This is a genomic window from Coprococcus sp. RTP21281st1_F1_RTP21281_210402 (genome assembly GCF_040915325.1).
GTDB lineage: Bacteria > Bacillota > Clostridia > Lachnospirales > Lachnospiraceae > Coprococcus > Coprococcus aceti.
Genome location: NZ_JBCPDQ010000004.1, coordinates 244,420 through 262,999, shown reverse-complemented (window position 1 = coordinate 262,999; position 18,580 = coordinate 244,420). Strand labels below are relative to the sequence as shown.

The following is an 18,580-nucleotide window of genomic DNA, read 5'->3' as shown; positions in this document are numbered from 1 at the left end:
TTTGTTTTAAATTAGTCCGCATCTAATTGGGTTTCTTTTGAATTGCTGTCTGACTTTGATTATTTCATCTTAACATCGATGAACACGCCAGCGGACAGATCGATCTTCTGTAATGCATCAATTGTCTTCTGAGTTGGTGCTACAACATCGATAAGTCTCTTATGAGTTCTCTGCTCAAACTGCTCTCTTGAGTCCTTGTACTTATGAACTGCTCTTAAGATTGTGATCTTCTCAATCTTAGTAGGCATTGGAACTGGTCCGCTTACCTTTGCGCCAGTCTTCTTAACTGTATCAACAATCTGTGCTGCTGCCTTGTCGATAAGTTTGTGGTCATAAGCCTTAAGTGTAATTCTCATAATCTGATTTGCCATAAAAAAAGCCGCCTCCTTTTCGCACTTAATCTTAGTACAACAAGCGGTGACTGTACACTCTCCCGTGTGTGTCCTAAGTTAAAACCCAGAACCATCACGTCGTTTCTGTCCTCTTGACAGACGGTTATATTGTACAGTGACTTGTCGCCAGTTTTGTAAATTGACATTCGCTCCACGAAAAACCTGCGTCATATATGTACGCAGCAACCTCCGCTTCTCAGCTATCATGCCACAGCACGTTTGATTATATACTAGGGATTTCTTTAAATCAAGAGGTTTTTTTAATTTTTTTATGTTTTTTTGAATTTTTTTAACGGGAATTTACAGGGTATCACTCGCCAGATTCACTCAGCTTGAATGTCCTCTTCATCTTGATCCCCTTATTCTCCCATATCTCAAACTTCGAAAAGCTTAAGATGAACCCATATTCTGTATGGTAACCATAATTCTCCATCGCAAACCCAGGGAATCTGCTTCGAATCGCATCGAGCAGCTCTGCCATATCATCTATCTTATATCCCCTGCCCGTCATATACTCATATGCAAATGTGTCTATCTCCTCCCTGTCATCGACCAACGCCAGCTTTGTCACGCCATTCTCATCGGTATAAACCTTCACTCCACTCACATTATTCTCCACAAATGTATCAAGATGAGTATAGCCATAATTTCTGACATCAAAATCCGGGTATCTTCTCACAACGCCTTCATACACCTGTTCCATGACAGCATCTCTTCCCTGTCCTTTATAATAGGAAGAAACCGAATATATCTCCTTTGCTATATCACCTATATCCGGTATATCAGCAGTGCATTTTCCTCCGGCAAGAACATCTATATACATATATCTCTGGGCGCTATTCACAAGGATTTTGTCTGCGTCACATGGACCGGCAACCACAACCTCTATATCCGTGAGCCTCAGCTTGTCGAGAAGCGGTACCGTCAGACTGTCCCCCGTTGCTATATATATGCGCTCTGGCTTTGAAAGCGCAGCATCCGCCATAACCTCCACGGCCAGCGCAACCATCGCCGATGACACCTTATACTCTCCGTGCATGCAGTCCTGTATTCTGAACCTCCCTGCACTCTCCATAAAGCTGTCATCGTCTTTGTCGGAATTAAACATCTTGCAGATCACAAGCTTGTCCGTTCTGATTATATCCTCATATATAACAGGCACAGCCTTTGCCTCTATGCTATCACAATCTATATACAGCGCAGCCCTCATGATATCCTCCTTAATAATATGCCACAACCATCACACACACAACAAACCACAGGTTTAATCCAATTATATCCTGCCATCCGCCTTAATCATCTCCATCAGAGTCTGTCTGAATCCAAACTCCTCACAAAGTACTTCCGCATCCTTAAGAGCCTTCTTTCTCCTGTCCGGAGATACATTTTTCTTCACAGCTCTTATGAGCAGATTTTTAGGCGAATGTGCAATGTCTATAAATTCCATTATATCAGTCTTATATCCACACGCCTCAAGCATATGTCCGCGGATAGAATCTGTTGCCAGCGCAGCTATCCTCTCCTTGATGATACCGTATCTTGTCAGCGCAGCCAGTTCATCAGAATGCATCTGTTTATTCAGCTCATGCTGGCAGCAGGGCACGGACAATATATACTGTGCGTTCCAGCAAATGGCATTGTACAGCGCATAGTCCGTGGCAACATCACACGCATGCAGCGTCATGACCATATCCACATCCACATCCGTCTTATACCCATTTATATCCCCAAGTTCGAATTTTAGTCCGGTATATCCAAACTGTTCCGCCAGCGCATTGCAGTCTTTTATCACCTGCTCCTTGAGATCCAGGCCGGTTATATGGACATCAAGCCCCTTAACCTCATGCAGATAATAATAAACTATAAATGTCAGATACGATTTGCCGCATCCAAAATCTACTATATTAATAGAAGGTTTATTGTAGCTCTTCATGACATTGTCCACGATCTCCGCAAATCTGTTGATCTGCTTAAACTTGTCATACATGGAGTGCACAACCTTGCCATCCTTTGTAAATATGCCCAGATGGGTAAATACAGGGATATCCATTCCCTCTTCAAGTATATATTTCTTTCTTCGGTTGTTCCCCTGAACAGTTATGAGTTTATTCTCCGTGTGTCTCTTATTCACAGCTATTTTGCCCTTCTTTGAGATCTTCACATCCCACTCCTCCTGGGCCGAGAACATGTTTATCTGTCTGAATCCATCCTGCAGATCTCCGGCCAGTGCTTCTTCAAGCTCGTCCTCATCTATATTCTGGTGGAACACCTGCTTCTCCGTATACCTTTCTATCTGAAAGCACCTTTTACCGCCTATGATTTTTCTCTCAAATACCACTTTTCTATATTCACCGCGTCCGCCACTGAGGATAATCTTGTGGGGATCACTCTGTACCATCTCTTCTATTAATTCTTTTATACTTATATCTGCCATTATTCCAACTTCTCCATTACCAACAATCTGTATCGTCATTAATCTCTGTCATCAATCTATGCACACAGCAGCCTTGACGCAGTGCTTTGATACAAGTATAATCTATAGGATATATTTTTTGAAGTTATTTTTATAAGGAAGGATTACATATATGTGGATAGCAGATGGATGGAAGGATTATGAAGTTATTGACTGCTCTGACGGAGAAAAGCTTGAGCGTTGGGACAAATACACTCTACTCAGACCAGATCCCCAGGTTCTGTGGAGCACTCCAAAGAAAAATCCTGCATGGAATAAACTGAACGGACATTATCATAGAAGCAACAAAGGCGGCGGAGAATGGGAGTTTTTCAGCCTGCCTAAGCAGTGGACGATAAATTACAGGGATCTGACTTTCAATCTGAAGCCATTCAGCTTCAAGCACACTGGTCTGTTCCCTGAGCAGGCTGCCAACTGGGACTGGTTCAGCGAACTGATAAAGAACTCACCTAAAAAGGATATTAAGGTGTTGAACCTGTTCGCATACACAGGGGGCGCAACATGCGCAGCCGCCAAAGCCGGAGCTGCAGTCACCCATGTTGATGCATCCAAGGGAATGGTTACCTGGGCAAAGGAAAACGCAGCATCATCAGGGCTCGCCGACGCACCGATCAGATGGATAGTTGATGACTGTGTAAAATTTGTCGAAAGAGAGATCAGACGAGGCAACAAATATGACGCGATCATCATGGATCCTCCTTCATACGGCAGAGGACCAAAGGGTGAGATATGGAAGATCGAAGAGAAGATCCATCCTTTCATCAAGCTCTGCAGCCAGCTTCTCTGTGACAAGCCGCTTTTCTTCCTTGTAAATTCATATACAACAGGTCTCGCGCCTGCGGTGCTCACATATATGATATCCACAGAGGTAAAGAGCAGATTTGGCGGACATGTTGTGGCAGATGAGATCGGACTTCCTGTCACAGAGACAGGTCTTGTTCTTCCTTGCGGTGCCGCCGGAAGATGGCAGAGATAACAACGGATCGGTCGAGGCAGATACGTTTTGCAGATAAACTAAAAGCAGGAATATGAAACCCAGCAAACTTCGTTATAGGGGCTCATATTCCTGCTTTTTTAATTTTTCAGCTTCTTAATTTCAGCTTTTTTGTCACGTAATTTAGTCCTTTACACCGTCACATCCACATACTCCAGACGTATGACCTTCTCCAGATCCGCAGGGGCTATCTCTATCTGATACCCAACCTTACCCGCACTCACATACATCTTATCAAGATTTTCAGCACTTGCATCTATCGTGGTCCTGAAAAACTTCTTCATACCGATAGGTGAGCAGCCGCCATGTATATATCCGGTAAGAGGGAGGAGTTCCTTTGCCTTGAGCATATCTATCGACTTCTCTCCCACAGCCTTCGCAGCCTTCTTGAGATCAAGTTCCTCCTTGACAGGAATTACAAACACGTAATTTGCGCCGGACTTCGCAACGGTCACCAGGGTCTTATACACATACGCAGGATCCTGTCCAAGTATGGCAGCAACCTTCTCTCCATTCGTCTCGCCCGTCTCCACATAACAATAATGGTTGTACTTTATCTTCTTGCTGTCAAGTATGCGCATGACATTTGTCTTTTCCTCAGTCTTTGCGTTCTTATTCTTATCTTTCATGTTCCAGGTCATCTCCTTGTCATCAAATGCACTAAGCGCCCCAACCTTGTCTATTGAAGATTGAAGCGCTGTATGCATGTCTATTGTATTCTCCGGCTTTATCTTAATCTGCCGTACATAACTTTATCTGTCTTCCATCGGCAGATACTCTCTGTGTGTTCCCACATACTTGTATGCAGGTCTGATGATCTTGCCGGCATTGACAAGCTCCTCTATTCTATGCGCTGACCATCCTGCAATACGTGCGATGGCAAATATAGGAGTAAACAGCTCGATAGGGATACCGAGCATCGTATATACAAATCCACTGTAGAAGTCTACATTTGCCGATATAGGCTTGCCGCTGCGTCTTCTGGCCGCAAGCAGTCTTCCTGATATCTCCTCAACCTTCTTGTACAGCTCAAATTCCTTTGTCCTGCCCTTCTCCTGGGCAAGTCTCTCTGCATATCCCTTGAGTATCCTAGCTCTAGGATCTGAGTTGGTGTATACCGCATGACCCATTCCATATATAAGGCCTGAATGGTCAAAGCCCTTCTTGTCAAGAAGTCCTGTGAGATATTTCTCCAGTGCAGCCTCATCATCCCAGTTCTTGACATTGCTCTTGAGGTCATCAAACATCTGCTGAACCTTGAGGTTCGCACCACCATGCTTAGGTCCCTTCAGCGATCCAAGTGAACTTGCAACTGCAGAATATGTGTCTGTTCCTGTCGACGATACTACATGAGTTGTAAATGTGGAGTTATTACCACCACCATGCTCAGCGTGTATAACCAGACATATGTCAAGCACCTGCGCCTCAAGCTCTGTATATTTCTTATCCGATCTGATAAGCCTCAGGAAATTCTCCGCAGTGGAAAGCCCCGGCTTCGGATTGTGTATTACAAGACTCATGTCGTGGAAATAGTGCTTGTAGCCCTGATAACCATATGCGGCAATCACAGGGAACTGTGCTATCAATTCCATACACTGTCTGAGAACATTCTCTATGCTTATATCATCCGGATTATCATCATATGAATAGAGTGTGAGAACACATCTCTGCAGAACGTTCATCATATTCTTGCTTGGTGCTTTGAGGATAACATCTCTTGTAAACTTTCTAGGAAGCTCCCTGTAGCACTCCATCATCTCAACAAATCTCTTAAACTGCTGCTCATTTGGAAGCTTTCCAAACAACAGAAGATACATAGTCTCCTCAAATCCGAATTTACTTCCGTGAAAACCTCTCTCGAGATCCTCAACATTGTACCCCTGATAATACAGACGGCCATCAGTCGGCACTCTCTCTCCATCTATTACATCATATCCTATGACATCAGATATCTCTGTGAGTCCCGTGAGTACACCTTTTCCTGTGGAATCTCTGAGGCCTCTCTTGACATCATAATTGACATAGAGGTTCTGGTCTATCTTGCCAGATTCTGTACAATAACCTGTAAGCTCATCCAGTATTCTGTTATATTCCTCGCTGTTTCTTTCCAAACCTCATGTCTCCTTCCTTTATCCAATCCCTGTTCATCATCCCGGAGCTTCTCCGGATTTTATCAATAAACTATATCAACTCACCACAGTTTATCAAAAAAACTCCATTTTCGCAAGAAAGACAGCAATAAATTTGATTTATTCCTGTCTTTTCGCCGAAATTATTTAATTTCAAAATATTTCTGCCTAAATTTCAATAATATATCTCTCATAGGCATTTATGATCGTCGTGTCCTCGTATTTTGATTCGCGGACAAAATCTCTTCCATAATTTATATGCACATGGCCATGGACAAAATACTTAGGTCTATACTCCTCCATAAGCGTTCTGAAACACTTAAAACCTGTATGTGGGAGATCCTCGGAATCATTTATCCTGTATGCAGGCGAATGGGCAACAAGTATGTCAAAGCCCTTGTTCCTCATGATCTTAAACCTGAGTTTCCGTACTCTTCTGGCCATCGCACGCTCGGAATACTGATGATCCGCACCACCAAACTTGTATTCCATCGAACCGCCAAGTCCCAGAATTCTGACACCCTTATACACATAAAGCTTGTCGTCTATGCACTCGCAGCCCCCCGGCGGTGTATCCTTGTAGCACACGTCGTGATTGCCATGGACATAGAGAACGGGCGCATGACTGAATGTCGCAAGGAACGACAAATACTGTGGCGATAAATCGCCACAGGATATTATCAGGTCTATTCCCTCGACCTTACTCTTATCAAAATAATCCCACAAATACTTGGATTCTTCATCCGCCAACAACAAAATCTTCACGTATCTATTCCCCTGTACTACAGTATACCTTCTCCGTAGGAGATTTATCTTATTTCACTTCCGGAACCGACTTGAGCTCCAGACTCTCCGGTGTGTCTATACCCTGAAGTGCAACTACCGTCTTTGCCTCATCGACAAGATCGTCCTCTGTAGGGAGCATGCCCACTACATTCTCAGCAAGCCAATCCATCTTGAGTATATCTTCATGGAGCATCGCTCCGTCATCTTCATTTCTCACTATTCCGTTCTGGGATGTAAGCTTTCCGCTGAACGGTGTGATAGCGCCCTCTCTTATGAGGTTTGTCATAACCGATATGAGCTTCTGTGTTCCGGCCGGAAGGTGCTTTGAGCATATGACGTCAACTATTCCCGCTGACATACCCCACCAGTAGCTTATCGCATTGCTGGTCTCGTTCTTCTCCTCCTGCTTCCAGTTGCCCTCCAGTATGGATTTAAGGATCCTCTCATAGAATGCACCCCAGTTGTAGAAAGGCATGGCAAGGTTGACGACCTCTCCATTCTGATCATAGTGATAAAGTCCGAAGTTTCGTGACGCATCATCCGGCATGATCATGTCTCTATCGGATATATATGTTATTCCATTTCTCTCGAAGAACTTCTGTGGATCAGCATTCTTAACCTTCGTCCACTGCAGATATATCTTTGCCCTAGGGTTGACCATCCTTGCTCCGATGGCAAATGCATTGATGTTCGCTGTTGTTCCGAATATCGGATAATCAGCTACATATCCTATCTGTCCGTCAGCACACAGGCTTCCCGCTATCATACCGGTGAGGAACTTCACCTCGTACATTCTTGCATAATAGGTACGCACATGGCTGTTCGCAAGGCTGAGGGAACAGTTAAGTATCTTTATCTCCGGGTGGAGCACTGCAGTCTTAAGAGCCTCAGGAAGCATCTCAGGCCCTGTCGTAAATATCACATCATACTTCTCATCCACAAGTCTTCCAAGGCACTCTGTCAGCTTGGCAGGTGTATCCACATTACAGAAGGTTCTGCTGTCGACAGAATCTCCGAGTTTATTCTCCATGTCCATTCTACCCAGTTCATGGCTGTATGTCCAGACCGAGTTGGCTGGCGACTTATCATACACAAATGCCACCTTCAGGTTCGAAGGGCCTGATGGCTTTATAACCCTGTCGAGTATGGACTTCTTAGGCTCCACAGGATCGAGCTTTGGAAGAACCGTCTTATCCTTCTTCTCATTTGTGAGGACTATCTCATTCCATACCTTGTCAACACTGTCCTTCACCTGGGATGTAGTCATGTTCTTAAGAGCTTCATAGCCATACACATTGAGGAATACAAGCATGGCATCGTCCACTGTTATAGTAAGCTCCTCATTGCCCTTCTTAGCAAGATAAGCCTTCTCAAATGCGAGATGTGCCGAGTTGAAATCCAGTCTCTCATCCTCTGTGAAAACCGCATCCTTAGTGATCCCTATGAACTCCCTGAGCTTATCATATCCACCGAGCTGTGAGAAATATACATAGTTGATCCCCGTCTGCTTGTGGAAATCTATAAATTCAAAATATATCTTATTCTCAAGTGAGTCGGTCCTTCTAGGTATCTTTCTTGTAACCATGGCAGGAACTGAGTCCGCACCAAAGTATTTGAGCACACTCACTCTCTTATTTCCTTCTACTACATAGAATTTGTTCATATACTCATATACCTTTATCGGGTCATGTATACCTTCCTCTATGTGGGACTCACACAATGCGGTCCATTTCATTCCAAATTCAGTATGATAATCCAATATAGGCATAAAATTACTAGCAAACGCCGTCGTCCTTGCAGCGGTAGCGGTTCCAACCACGCGGTCAAGCGATATGGTCTGGAGACCAAGATTCACCTCACCCACAGTGTCGGATGGTGATATTATTTCATCCAAAACCGGAAGATATGGATATTCATTTTTTGCTACGGCTGCCTGATATCTCTTCTCACCAAGCTTCTGAGCCCTTAAATATTCGTTTGCTGACATACTATCACTCTCCTTATTCAAGACCATATAGTAATACTATAAAATTCAATAATCAAGAATTTGTTTCCTTCCGATCCGCCAAAATTATCTGCCTTTCAACTGCATGTTTTGTGAATTATGTATAAACCGCATTGTATGTTATGCATAATTACCACTTGATTTTTTTCGTAACATGCTGTATTATATTATTAAATTCAGAAGATTTCACATATTTTCGAACTTAATGTCGGTGTGTGTGAATACCAATATACTTAAGGAGTCTGGCTAATACACTTCCACCAGGCTCCTTTTTATTGTAGCATCTATTCTGTTCTTTTACAGCATTCCCCATCAAAATTCATTGATTTCGACTGCATCATTGTTCATCTTCCCTATATGCGTCAAATGTAACCTTTATGTCAGTTCCCTTACCTGGTTCACTGTCCATATCAAGCTGTGCATTGTTGCGGGCAACTATATGCTTTACTATGGCCAGGCCAAGTCCTGTGCCACCTGTGGACTTCGATCTGCTCTTGTCCACTCTGTAGAATCGTTCAAATATCCTCTCCTGATGCTCCTTCGGGATTCCTATTCCCGTATCCTTCACCCTGAGTATAACCTTGCCATCCTCTGCCTTTACAGATACATCCACACTTCCATTCTTATTGTTATATCTGATGGCGTTGTCTGTGAGGTTATACACAAGCTCCTCCATCATCATCTTGTTCGCATATATATATCCGTGACTGCCATCATAGCTGAGTGTCACACTGTTCTTCTCTGCGTTTATCGCCAGCATATCCGTGGCTGTTCTGGCTATGACCGCCAGATCGATCTTCTCCATCAGTGGCGCATCCTCAGATACATCCAGCTCTGACAGTCTGATTATGTCATTGATGAGGGTGAGAAGTCTGTTGGAGTTCTTGTGGATCTCAGTTGCAAAATGATGTACATCCGCCTCGGTGGCCATACCTGTCTCGATAAGCTCCGAATACCCCGATATGGATGTGAGCGGCGTCTTGAGCTCATGTGATACATTTGCCGTGAACTCCTGTCTCATCTGTGAGCTCTTCACTATATCCGCATGCTGCTTCTGTATCATATCTATAAATGGCCGCATCTCCTTGTACGCAACTATGTGGGTATCGTCGTCCAGACTGTTTGCCATCTGCTCTATTGGTTTCAATATGTTTCTGGTCAGATAGTGTGTCACTATGATGGTGACACAGACCAGGATCGCCATCACCACCAGCATGACCGGCACAGCCGCAAGGAACATACTGATTACATTGTTGGTCTCCCTCGCTATTCTCAGCACCCTTCCAGCCTTGAGCAGTATCGCATAGTAATATGTGCTCTTATTGAGGGTTTCCGACTTTCTTATAACCTGTCCATCACCATTTTCAAATGCCTCTGCTATCTCTGGTCTGTCAAGATGGTTCTGCATGGAAATCTCATCGGCCTGATTGTCATACAGAACACTGCCGTCGGGCGCTATAAGCGTCAATCTGAGGTCATTGGTATCCACGCTTGCATACACACCGGGGTCATCCGCATCGAAATCTCCGGTATTCTTAAGCACCTCAGCATACCCCTTCAGATCCCTTATGATCTCCGCCTTGTACACCTCATAGAATATAAACGTCGACAGGACCATGGTCACCGCTATGGCCACCAGTGAAAAGATAATAAACTCCAGATTGATAACCTTTTTCAGTCTTTTATCGTCTCTCTTACCCATATGCTACTCCATCTTATACCCTACATTTCTAACCGTCTTTATCATATTACCTGCTTCGCCAAGCTTCTGTCTCAAAGTCTTGATATGCATATCAAGGGTTCTGGATTCGCCCTCGTAATCCGTTCCCCACACATCCGACATGATCGTGTCTCTGTGAAGGACTATTCCTGCATTAACCATGAGAAGCTTTAAGAGTTCAAACTCCTTGAAGGTAAGCTCACACAACTCACCGCCCACATGCACCTCGCGTCTCTCTGAATCAAGGGTTATATCCCCGAGTACCATCTGCTTGTCATCCTGCAGCGCCCTGCTTCTTCTGAGCAGCGCCTTGACTCTGGATATGAGCTCCATCACGCCAAATGGCTTGGTGAGGTAATCATCCGCTCCTATATCCAAGCCCTTGACCTTGTCAAGCTCTGTAGTCTTGGCTGTCACAAGGATAATCGGAACTCTGACAGTATCAGGTCTGCTCCTGAGCTTCTTCACAATTTCAAGACCATCCATGTCTGGGAGCATGATATCCAGGAGTACCAGATCAGGGACCTTCTCCGCAGACCTTGAGAAGAAGGATTTCGCATTCTCAAACTCCTCCACCGCATATCCGCTGTTTTTCAGAGCAAACATCTCTATCTCTCTTATATTCTTATCGTCTTCTACAATATAAATATGTACTGCCATTTTGTCTCCTTTCCCTGTGTAATACCACTTTCATTTACATGCGTATTGCAATTTTATTTTTATCATTATTTTTTTATTTATACGTGCCAGATATCACTTCAGCTTGTACATCTCTCTGTAATATGTGTACATGCTCTGGAAATCTATGTTGGAATCCTTCTTCATGTTATCCAGATATTCATGTGTATCAAAGTTATCTGATTTTAACTGAAGCATTGCCACCGCCACGTTGGAACAGTGATCTGCAACTCTCTCATAGTTGTTGATAAGATTCTCCAGTGATATTCCGAGCTCAATGGTACATTTCCCCTTCTGAAGTCTCTTGATATGCTGCTTCTTAACCGCGCTGTTGAGCTCATTGATGGCTTCCTCAAGCGGCTCCACATGGGATGCCTCCTGAAGGTCTTCTTTGTCGTAAGCCTCCACAGTCATGCTGACTATGTTCTGAACTGCATCCTTGTATACACCCAGCTCTGACTTTGCCTTTTCTGAGAAGGACGCGCCCGCCTCATTCATCTTCCTGCATATATCCGCTATGGTTATGGCGTGATCCGACATTCTCTCAAGATCACCTATGACATGAAGTCCGATCGATACCTTCTGGCTATCCTCATGGGAGAGCTCCTTGCTGCTGAGCTTTACCATATAAGAACCGACCTCATCCTCATAGGTATCTATGATGCCCTCAAGATCCTCAACCTTATCCCTGACCGCTTCATCATAATTATCAACCAGTGACAGTGCCATATCAACACTGTTCTTTGAAAGCTGAGCCATGTATTTTACGACCTCTATACAGTGTCCAACAGCAAATGCTGGTTTCTCAAGGAATCTGGCATCCAGACGCTTGAGCATCTCCAGCTCTGCAGGAGTATTTTTCTCCACCTCATCCTTATCTCTGACAGTGAGCGTTGCAAGCTTCTCAAGTCCGCCTGAGAACGGAAGCAGAAGAAGTGTCGCTGCAACGTTGAACACACTGTGTACAACAGCTATACCAGCTGCATTCGCTGAATCATTCAGGAACTGGAAGTGTACAAATGAATTGACCGTGTAGAACACCACCATGAACACGACTGTTCCTATGATGTTGAAGTACAGATGCACAAACGCAGCTCTCTTGGCATTCTTCTTGGTTCCTATACATGATATCAGTGCCGTTACACAGGTTCCTATGTTCTGACCCATGATGATTGGGATCGCCGTCCCAAATGACACAGCCCCGGTTGCACACAGCGCCTGGAGTATACCTACAGACGCCGAAGAACTCTGTATGATAGCTGTTATCAACATTCCCACAAGCATTCCAAGGAATGGATTGGAGAACATGGTGAGTATATTCGTAAATTCCGGTACATCCTTAAGCGGAGCAACCGCACCGCTCATCATCTCCATACCAAACATGAGCACTGTAAATCCAAGAAGGATTCCACCTATATCGTGCTTCTTCTCAGACTTGGTGAACATGAGGAATATTATTCCTATTACTGCGAGTATAGGTGAAAAGGATGAGGGTTTCAACATATTAATAAATATATTGTCACTCTGTATTCCTGTAAGGCTGAGTATCCATGATGTTACTGTTGTTCCTATATTTGCACCCATGATGATACCCACTGCCTGTCTCAGCTTCATGATGCCTGAGTTTACAAGTCCAACCACCATAACTGTGGTCGCCGATGATGACTGGATCACTCCTGTCACCGCGGCGCCCAGCAGAACACCCTTTATAGGTGTGGATGTGAGTTTTTCCAGTATCTTCTCCAGCTTACCGCCAGCCGTCTTGGCAAGGCCATCTCCCATCACGTTCATTCCATACAGGAACATTGCAAGTCCGCCCAGAAGGGATAACACATTGAAAATATCCATATTTTTTGTCTCCTTATTACATTTCCAATTACTTCTGTATAAGGACTTGTATACACAATATCCCTTTTACAGCGTCTGTTTTATCAGAGTCTATTGTAAAAGGGATATGTAAAATGTGAGATATGTGTATGTAAAATCTGTGTAAATTTAAAATCTATGTAAAATCCTGCAAAATATTTGGCACAGTTTTGTGGTATCACATAGACCTTTTTTCTGTTTTCATCTGTTTATTTGCTTCCCAGAGGCTCATTTATGAGCAGATACACCGCACTTCCAAGCATTCCTACCAGGAACATGCCATAGCCGCCACATATGAACATCAGCTTTGCTAATGATACATCTCCCAGCACAGGGATCATGTGGAGCAGCAATGCTGCAGCACATCCCGCAAGTCCGCACACCACCATGCTGACTGTTATGAAAAGTTTCATATTGCCTATACCTGTTATGTGTGACAGTTCATTTATCTTCGTACATACCCACTTCATAGAAATCACCTCTTTTCGTCCATGACTCAATCATCAGTCTATATGTTCTCCTGTTATCGAGAAGAGTACCCACTCTGATATATTCGTTGCGTGATCGCCAATCCTCTCAAGATACTTGGCAACCATAAGAAGGTCACAAGCCTGCTCTCCATCATCCGAATTCTCATGTATCATTGTGATGAGTTCATTCTTGACCTTGTCAAAAAGATCATCGACGACATCGTCATGCTCTATTACACTCTTTGCCTTTTTCTCATCTGCGTTGACATATGCCTCTATGCTTGATACCAGCATGACGATCGTCTCTTTTGCCATCTGCTGTATGTGCTCAAGCTTCTTTATATATGGTGTGCCAGCCATGCACAGTGTGAGTTCTGATATATCTGAGGCGTGATCTCCGATCCTCTCCATATCCGTTATCATCTTGAGTGCTGCGGATATATTTCTCATATCCCCGGCAACCGGCTGCTGGGTAAGGAACAGCTTGAGGCACAGATTCTCAATCTCTCTCTCCTGATGGTCGATGGCGTCATCCGCCTCGATCGCCTTCTTTGCGAGCTCTGTGTCCTGGGCCACGAGAGCCTTGATCGCTGTCTCGATCGCCTGCTCAATCATAGTTCCCATCTCTATCATCTCTGCGTGAAGCTTTCTAAGCTGCATCTCATATTTGTCTCTCATCGTGTCCCTCCTAACCAAATCTACCGGTGATGTAATCCTCTGTACGCTTGTCAGCCGGCTTGCTGAACATCTTTTCTGTCTCTGCGTACTCAACGACCTCTCCGAGAAGGAAGAACGCTGTGTTGTCCGCAACTCTGGTTGCCTGCTGCATGTTATGCGTAACCATGATAATGGTGTAATTGTCCTTCAGTTCAAGTACCAGGTCCTCTATCTTGGATGTCGATATAGGATCAAGGGCCGATGTAGGCTCATCCATGAGAAGTACCTCAGGCTCCACTGCCAGTGCTCTGGCTATACAGAGCCTCTGCTGCTGTCCTCCTGAAAGGCCAAGTGCTGACTTCTTCAGTCTGTCCTTAAGCTCATCCCATATAGCTGCCTGTCTGAGAGATCTCTCAACTATCTCATCAAGCTTTGCATGATTTCTTATGCCGTGTGTTCTAGGACCATATGCTATATTGTCATAGACACTCATCGGAAAAGGATTCGGCTGCTGGAACACCATTCCAACTCTTTTTCTCAAAAGGTTAATATCCATTCCGCTGTATATATCCTCTCCATCAAGCCTCACATCACCTGTTATCTTGCATCCCTCTACCAAATCATTCATTCTGTTGAGCGACTTAAGGAATGTTGACTTACCACAACCTGATGGTCCAATAAATGCTGTAACCTCATTTGACGGAATATCCATATCAATACCCTTAAGGGCATGGAACTTTCCATAATAGAGGTTAAGATTTTTAACGCTGAACTTAACGTTATTATTCATCTATTTTTCTCCATTCTTAATTTGCTTTATCTGCTGCAACCCTGCCTGCAATCTTGTCGGACGCAAAGTTGATAAGCACTACAAGTACAAGAAGCACTACCGCTGTTGCATAACCCTGATCCGTGTGAAGTCCTTCTTTTGACAGAAGGTACATATGAACCGCCAGAGTTCTTGTTGAATCGGTAAGCTTTGTCGCCATCTTTGCAACCGATCCTGCTGTGTATATGAGTGCTGCCGTTTCGCCCACGATACGTCCTGTCGCAAGTATGATTCCTGACAGTATTCCAGGAACGGCACTTGGAAGCACTACTTTGAATACTGTTCTGAGCTTTCCGGCTCCCAGTCCAAAACTTCCTTCTCTATAAGACTTAGGCACTGCCATAAGTGCCTCCTCTGTGGTTCTCATTATGACCGGAAGAACCATTATCGCCAGGGTTAACGCACCTGATATGAGTGATAATCTAAGTCCACACGCATTTGTGAAAAACAGCATTCCAAATAGTCCGTATACGATCGAAGGTATTCCTGTAAGCGTCTCCGCTGTGATCCTCACTACCCCCACCAGCTTATTGCCAGTCTTTGCATATTCTACAAGATATATCGCTGCAAATATTCCTATCGGACCTGCTATCAGGAGGGACAGCAGCGTCATGTAAACCGTATTTATAAGTGCCGGTACCAGCGAACAGTTGTCCGATGTATATTCCCAGCTGAATATGTCCGCATTAAGATTTGGGATTCCCTTTACCAGTACATACACCAACAGAAATCCTATGGAGAGCACAGTTATGAGTGTCGCCAGATGTACAAAGATAAACATTATGAATGATCCCGGTCTCTTTCTGTACTCAGCCCATTTCTCAGACCATGTGCTCTTGTTTATTGCCTCTATGCTGTTCACATCAACTATGGATGAAGGATCGTCCTCAGGTGCCGTCTTTTTCGTGCTGATTATTGTATTTTTTGTTCTGTCATCGCCACATGCGACAACTGTCTTTATTCCTTCTACTCTCTCTGTCATCTATGCCACCGTCTTTCTCTTTATGATGGAGAACAGGAGGTTGATAATGAGTATGAATACGAACAGTACAACGCCCGTCGCTATCAGAGCCTGTCTGTGCAGGTCCGTCGCATATCCCATCTCCATTACTATATTTGTGGTGAGTGTTCTGACACCTCTCAGTATTCCGTCAGGCATATGGACCTGATTTCCAGCAACCATGATGACCGCCATAGTCTCTCCAACTGCACGGCCAACACCAAGGATAATCGCTGCCATAACTCCTGACTTTGCTGCAGGGACAACAGTCTTGAACACGCTTCGCTCATGTGTTGCTCCAAGTGCCAGGGCTCCCTGATAATATTTGTCAGGTACCGCTCTTATTGAGGTCTCTGATACACTGATGATAGTTGGAAGTATCATCATTCCAAGAAGTACTGATGCCGTGAGCATCGTATTTCCATTTACTCCAAATATGCTTCTCACCATCGGTACAAGCACACACATTCCAAAGAATCCATATACTACCGAAGGTATTCCGGCCATCAGATTGATAAATGGCTTTATAACTTTATATAATCTGTCGGGACAAAACTTTGCCAGATATATCGCTGTCAGAAGTCCTATCGGAACTCCAATTATCAGTGCTCCGGCTGTCACATATATACTTCCTAATATGAAAGGAAGAATGCCGTAGTACCCATTTGTAGGCTTCCAGACCTCACCAAGGGTGAAATCCCCGAAGCCTATCTCTTTAATGGCCGGTATTCCATTCACAAACAGGAACACACATATGAGTGCTACTGCTGCGATGGATACCAGTGCCGCTATCAGGAATACTACATGCATAATTGTTTCTTTAAGTTTATGCATAAGCTGATTACTTTACGTCCTCCCACTTTGCTGCTGAACCTGTGAATATGTCCTTGACCTGATCTACTGTGTAGTCCTCAGCAGGGTTGTTGTTATTTACTATAACTGCAATTCCGTCCATTGCTATTACTGTTGCCTTGAGACCAAGTGCTGTCTCTGTATCCTTGAGTTCACGTGATGCCATACCTATGTCGCATGTTCCATCTGATGTTGATGTGATACCTGTTGTTGAATCGCTCTCCTGAAGCTCGATGTCAGCGTTTGTGTTGATTGCCTTGTATGCCTCGATAAGTTTTTCCATAACAGGTGTTACTGAAGATGATCCTGCAACAACAATCTTGCCCTTTGGATTTGTTGAAGTAAATGCTCCGCTGTTTGCAACCTCGATGTACTTATTTGCTGAGATGATCTTCTGTCCATCCTCGCTCATGATGTAGTTGATGAAATCCTGTGCAACATCGCTGATGCCATCCTTTGTAACGATGTTGAAAGGTCTTGAAAGTGTGTATGAACCATTGTTGATGTTCTCCTCACTTGCCTCAACTCCACCGATCTTGAGTGCCTTTACTGTATCGTTGAGTGCTCCGAGAGATATGTAACCGATTGCATAATCATCTCCTGCTACTGTTGTGAGTACGACCTCTGTGCTGTTGCATGTGATGGCATTTGTTGTTGTGTTGTCGACCTTATTGCCATCTGCATCCTTCTCCTCAACTCCTGTGAGCTCTACGAATGCTCCTCTCGTTCCTGAGCCTTCCTCTCTTGATACTACTGATATATCCTGTGCTGCATCGAATCCGCCATCTGCGCTCTTTGATGAATTATTTCCACAGCCTGCAAGACTTCCTACCATAAGTGCTGCTCCAAGTGTAACTGCTAATACTTTCTTTAATTTAACCATTTTCTTTTTCTCCTTACTTTGTCCATATTCTTTCTTGGAACATCAGCCATGCAAAATCACTTTATGGTATGGCTGATGCTGCATAACAAGTTTTCTACGAAAACTTATTACATGTGCCGGTTATCTCTTGAACCGGTCTTTGCAAATATTGTATTATTGGGACATATCATTCTTTGCTTATGTCCCGGAAAAGAACTCGCGCGCCTTTCGTTCTTTTCTTTGAACTATAATAAATGGCATAAGTAAAATACATAACCAACGCAATGTAAATTGAATGTAAAGTCGGCGTTAATCAATGCATGCTGAATGTACAGCAAATAATCTGCCATGACTTATAAATTGCAACCAGAAAGTGGGATAAATATACATGACAAATACCAGTTTAGAAGTAATAGGATATGTGAGATGCGACTACAAAGAGAAGTTCGGGATTCCAAGGCAGAGCGGTCTGACAGGCCGCGCCGCCGCTTTTATAGAGATACTTCCACCGTACAATCAGGCAGAGGCGTTCAGAGGACTTGACGGATTCTCCCACATATGGCTGCTGTGGGACTTCTCCAGGGCTCACAAGAACGGTTTTACCGCAACAGTAAAACCCCCAAAGCTGGGCGGTAACCAGCGGATGGGGGTTTTTGCCACCAGATCGCCATTCAGACCGAACAACATCGGACTATCATCGGTGAAGCTTCTGGACATTATATATAATGAAGAAAACGGCTGTGTACACGGACTTGTGGTGTCAGGAGCCGATATACTGGACGGAACACCGGTGTACGATATCAAGCCTTATCTACCATACACCGACAGCCATCCGGATGCGACCGGGGGCTGGACAGACTCCCTTGA

18 protein-coding genes are annotated in these 18,580 nt (G+C 44.2%); 2 read left to right on the top strand and 16 right to left on the bottom strand.

The features are described 5' to 3' along the window. Window positions 1-59: 59 nt before the first annotated feature. The 3 genes from rpsJ to AB5150_RS07260 form a co-directional block, all read right to left on the bottom strand. Entirely contained in the window at window positions 60-371 is a 312-nt protein-coding gene (gene rpsJ / locus AB5150_RS07270) for a 30S ribosomal protein S10 (protein WP_004850108.1), read from the bottom strand. 331 nt (window positions 372-702) lie between these two features. Continuing rightward, window positions 703-1,602, bottom strand: a complete 900-nt coding sequence (locus tag AB5150_RS07265) for an OST-HTH/LOTUS domain-containing protein (RefSeq protein ID WP_368291586.1) — start codon at window positions 1,600-1,602, stop codon at window positions 703-705. Between the two features lie 63 nt (window positions 1,603-1,665). Continuing rightward, window positions 1,666-2,826, bottom strand: a complete 1,161-nt coding sequence (locus tag AB5150_RS07260) for an SAM-dependent methyltransferase (protein WP_368291585.1) — start codon at window positions 2,824-2,826, stop codon at window positions 1,666-1,668. A gap of 151 nt (window positions 2,827-2,977) precedes the next feature. Between AB5150_RS07260 and AB5150_RS07255 the strand changes: the two genes are divergently transcribed. Further along, window positions 2,978-3,841 carry a class I SAM-dependent methyltransferase gene (locus tag AB5150_RS07255; RefSeq protein WP_022216641.1) on the top strand — a complete coding sequence of 288 codons (864 nt, stop codon included), beginning with the start codon at window positions 2,978-2,980 and terminating at the stop codon, window positions 3,839-3,841. A gap of 149 nt (window positions 3,842-3,990) precedes the next feature. Here AB5150_RS07255 and ybaK read toward each other — a convergent pair whose 3' ends face one another. The 13 genes from ybaK to AB5150_RS07190 form a co-directional block, all read right to left on the bottom strand. After that, window positions 3,991-4,488, bottom strand: coding sequence for a Cys-tRNA(Pro) deacylase (ybaK, locus tag AB5150_RS07250; RefSeq protein WP_118017398.1), 498 nt, complete (start codon window positions 4,486-4,488; stop codon window positions 3,991-3,993). Between the two features lie 123 nt (window positions 4,489-4,611). Next, entirely contained in the window at window positions 4,612-5,970 is a 1,359-nt protein-coding gene (locus AB5150_RS07245; RefSeq protein WP_055146513.1) for a citrate/2-methylcitrate synthase, read from the bottom strand. 186 nt (window positions 5,971-6,156) lie between these two features. Beyond that, window positions 6,157-6,753: a metallophosphoesterase gene (locus AB5150_RS07240; RefSeq protein ID WP_055223143.1), complete on the bottom strand. Its 597-nt coding sequence runs from the start codon at window positions 6,751-6,753 to the stop codon at window positions 6,157-6,159. 49 nt (window positions 6,754-6,802) lie between these two features. Further along, complete coding sequence (locus AB5150_RS07235; protein WP_368291582.1) at window positions 6,803-8,761, bottom strand: BMP family ABC transporter substrate-binding protein; 1,959 nt, start codon at window positions 8,759-8,761, stop codon at window positions 6,803-6,805. A 355-nt stretch (window positions 8,762-9,116) separates the two neighbouring features. Continuing rightward, window positions 9,117-10,481: an ATP-binding protein gene (locus AB5150_RS07230; protein WP_368291580.1), complete on the bottom strand. Its 1,365-nt coding sequence runs from the start codon at window positions 10,479-10,481 to the stop codon at window positions 9,117-9,119. A 3-nt stretch (window positions 10,482-10,484) separates the two neighbouring features. Continuing rightward, window positions 10,485-11,159 (bottom strand): response regulator transcription factor, encoded by a 675-nt coding sequence (locus tag AB5150_RS07225; RefSeq protein ID WP_022216635.1) that lies wholly within the window; start codon window positions 11,157-11,159, stop codon window positions 10,485-10,487. 93 nt (window positions 11,160-11,252) lie between these two features. Beyond that, on the bottom strand, window positions 11,253-13,025 hold the full coding sequence (locus AB5150_RS07220) for a Na/Pi cotransporter family protein (protein ID WP_055146525.1): 1,773 nt from the start codon (window positions 13,023-13,025) through the stop codon (window positions 11,253-11,255). Window positions 13,026-13,252: 227 nt separating this feature from the next. After that, a complete protein-coding gene (locus AB5150_RS07215; RefSeq protein WP_022216633.1) occupies window positions 13,253-13,513 on the bottom strand; it encodes a hypothetical protein in 261 nt (86 codons plus the stop codon). A gap of 33 nt (window positions 13,514-13,546) precedes the next feature. Next, the gene (gene phoU / locus AB5150_RS07210) at window positions 13,547-14,191 is read right to left on the bottom strand and encodes a phosphate signaling complex protein PhoU (protein WP_022216632.1); all 645 of its coding nucleotides are present in this window, start codon (window positions 14,189-14,191) and stop codon (window positions 13,547-13,549) included. 10 nt (window positions 14,192-14,201) lie between these two features. Beyond that, window positions 14,202-14,960: a phosphate ABC transporter ATP-binding protein PstB gene (pstB, locus tag AB5150_RS07205; protein ID WP_055223138.1), complete on the bottom strand. Its 759-nt coding sequence runs from the start codon at window positions 14,958-14,960 to the stop codon at window positions 14,202-14,204. 16 nt (window positions 14,961-14,976) lie between these two features. Next, complete coding sequence (pstA, locus tag AB5150_RS07200) at window positions 14,977-15,981, bottom strand: phosphate ABC transporter permease PstA (RefSeq protein WP_192934977.1); 1,005 nt, start codon at window positions 15,979-15,981, stop codon at window positions 14,977-14,979. Then, a complete protein-coding gene (gene pstC / locus AB5150_RS07195) occupies window positions 15,982-16,833 on the bottom strand; it encodes a phosphate ABC transporter permease subunit PstC (protein WP_015533776.1) in 852 nt (283 codons plus the stop codon). It abuts the gene before it with no gap. A gap of 7 nt (window positions 16,834-16,840) precedes the next feature. Further along, window positions 16,841-17,734, bottom strand: a complete 894-nt coding sequence (locus tag AB5150_RS07190) for a substrate-binding domain-containing protein (RefSeq protein ID WP_015533775.1) — start codon at window positions 17,732-17,734, stop codon at window positions 16,841-16,843. A 367-nt stretch (window positions 17,735-18,101) separates the two neighbouring features. Between AB5150_RS07190 and tsaA the strand changes: the two genes are divergently transcribed. Then, a partial coding sequence (gene tsaA, locus AB5150_RS07185; protein ID WP_368291578.1) for a tRNA (N6-threonylcarbamoyladenosine(37)-N6)-methyltransferase TrmO occupies window positions 18,102-18,580 on the top strand: 479 nt, incomplete at its 3' end.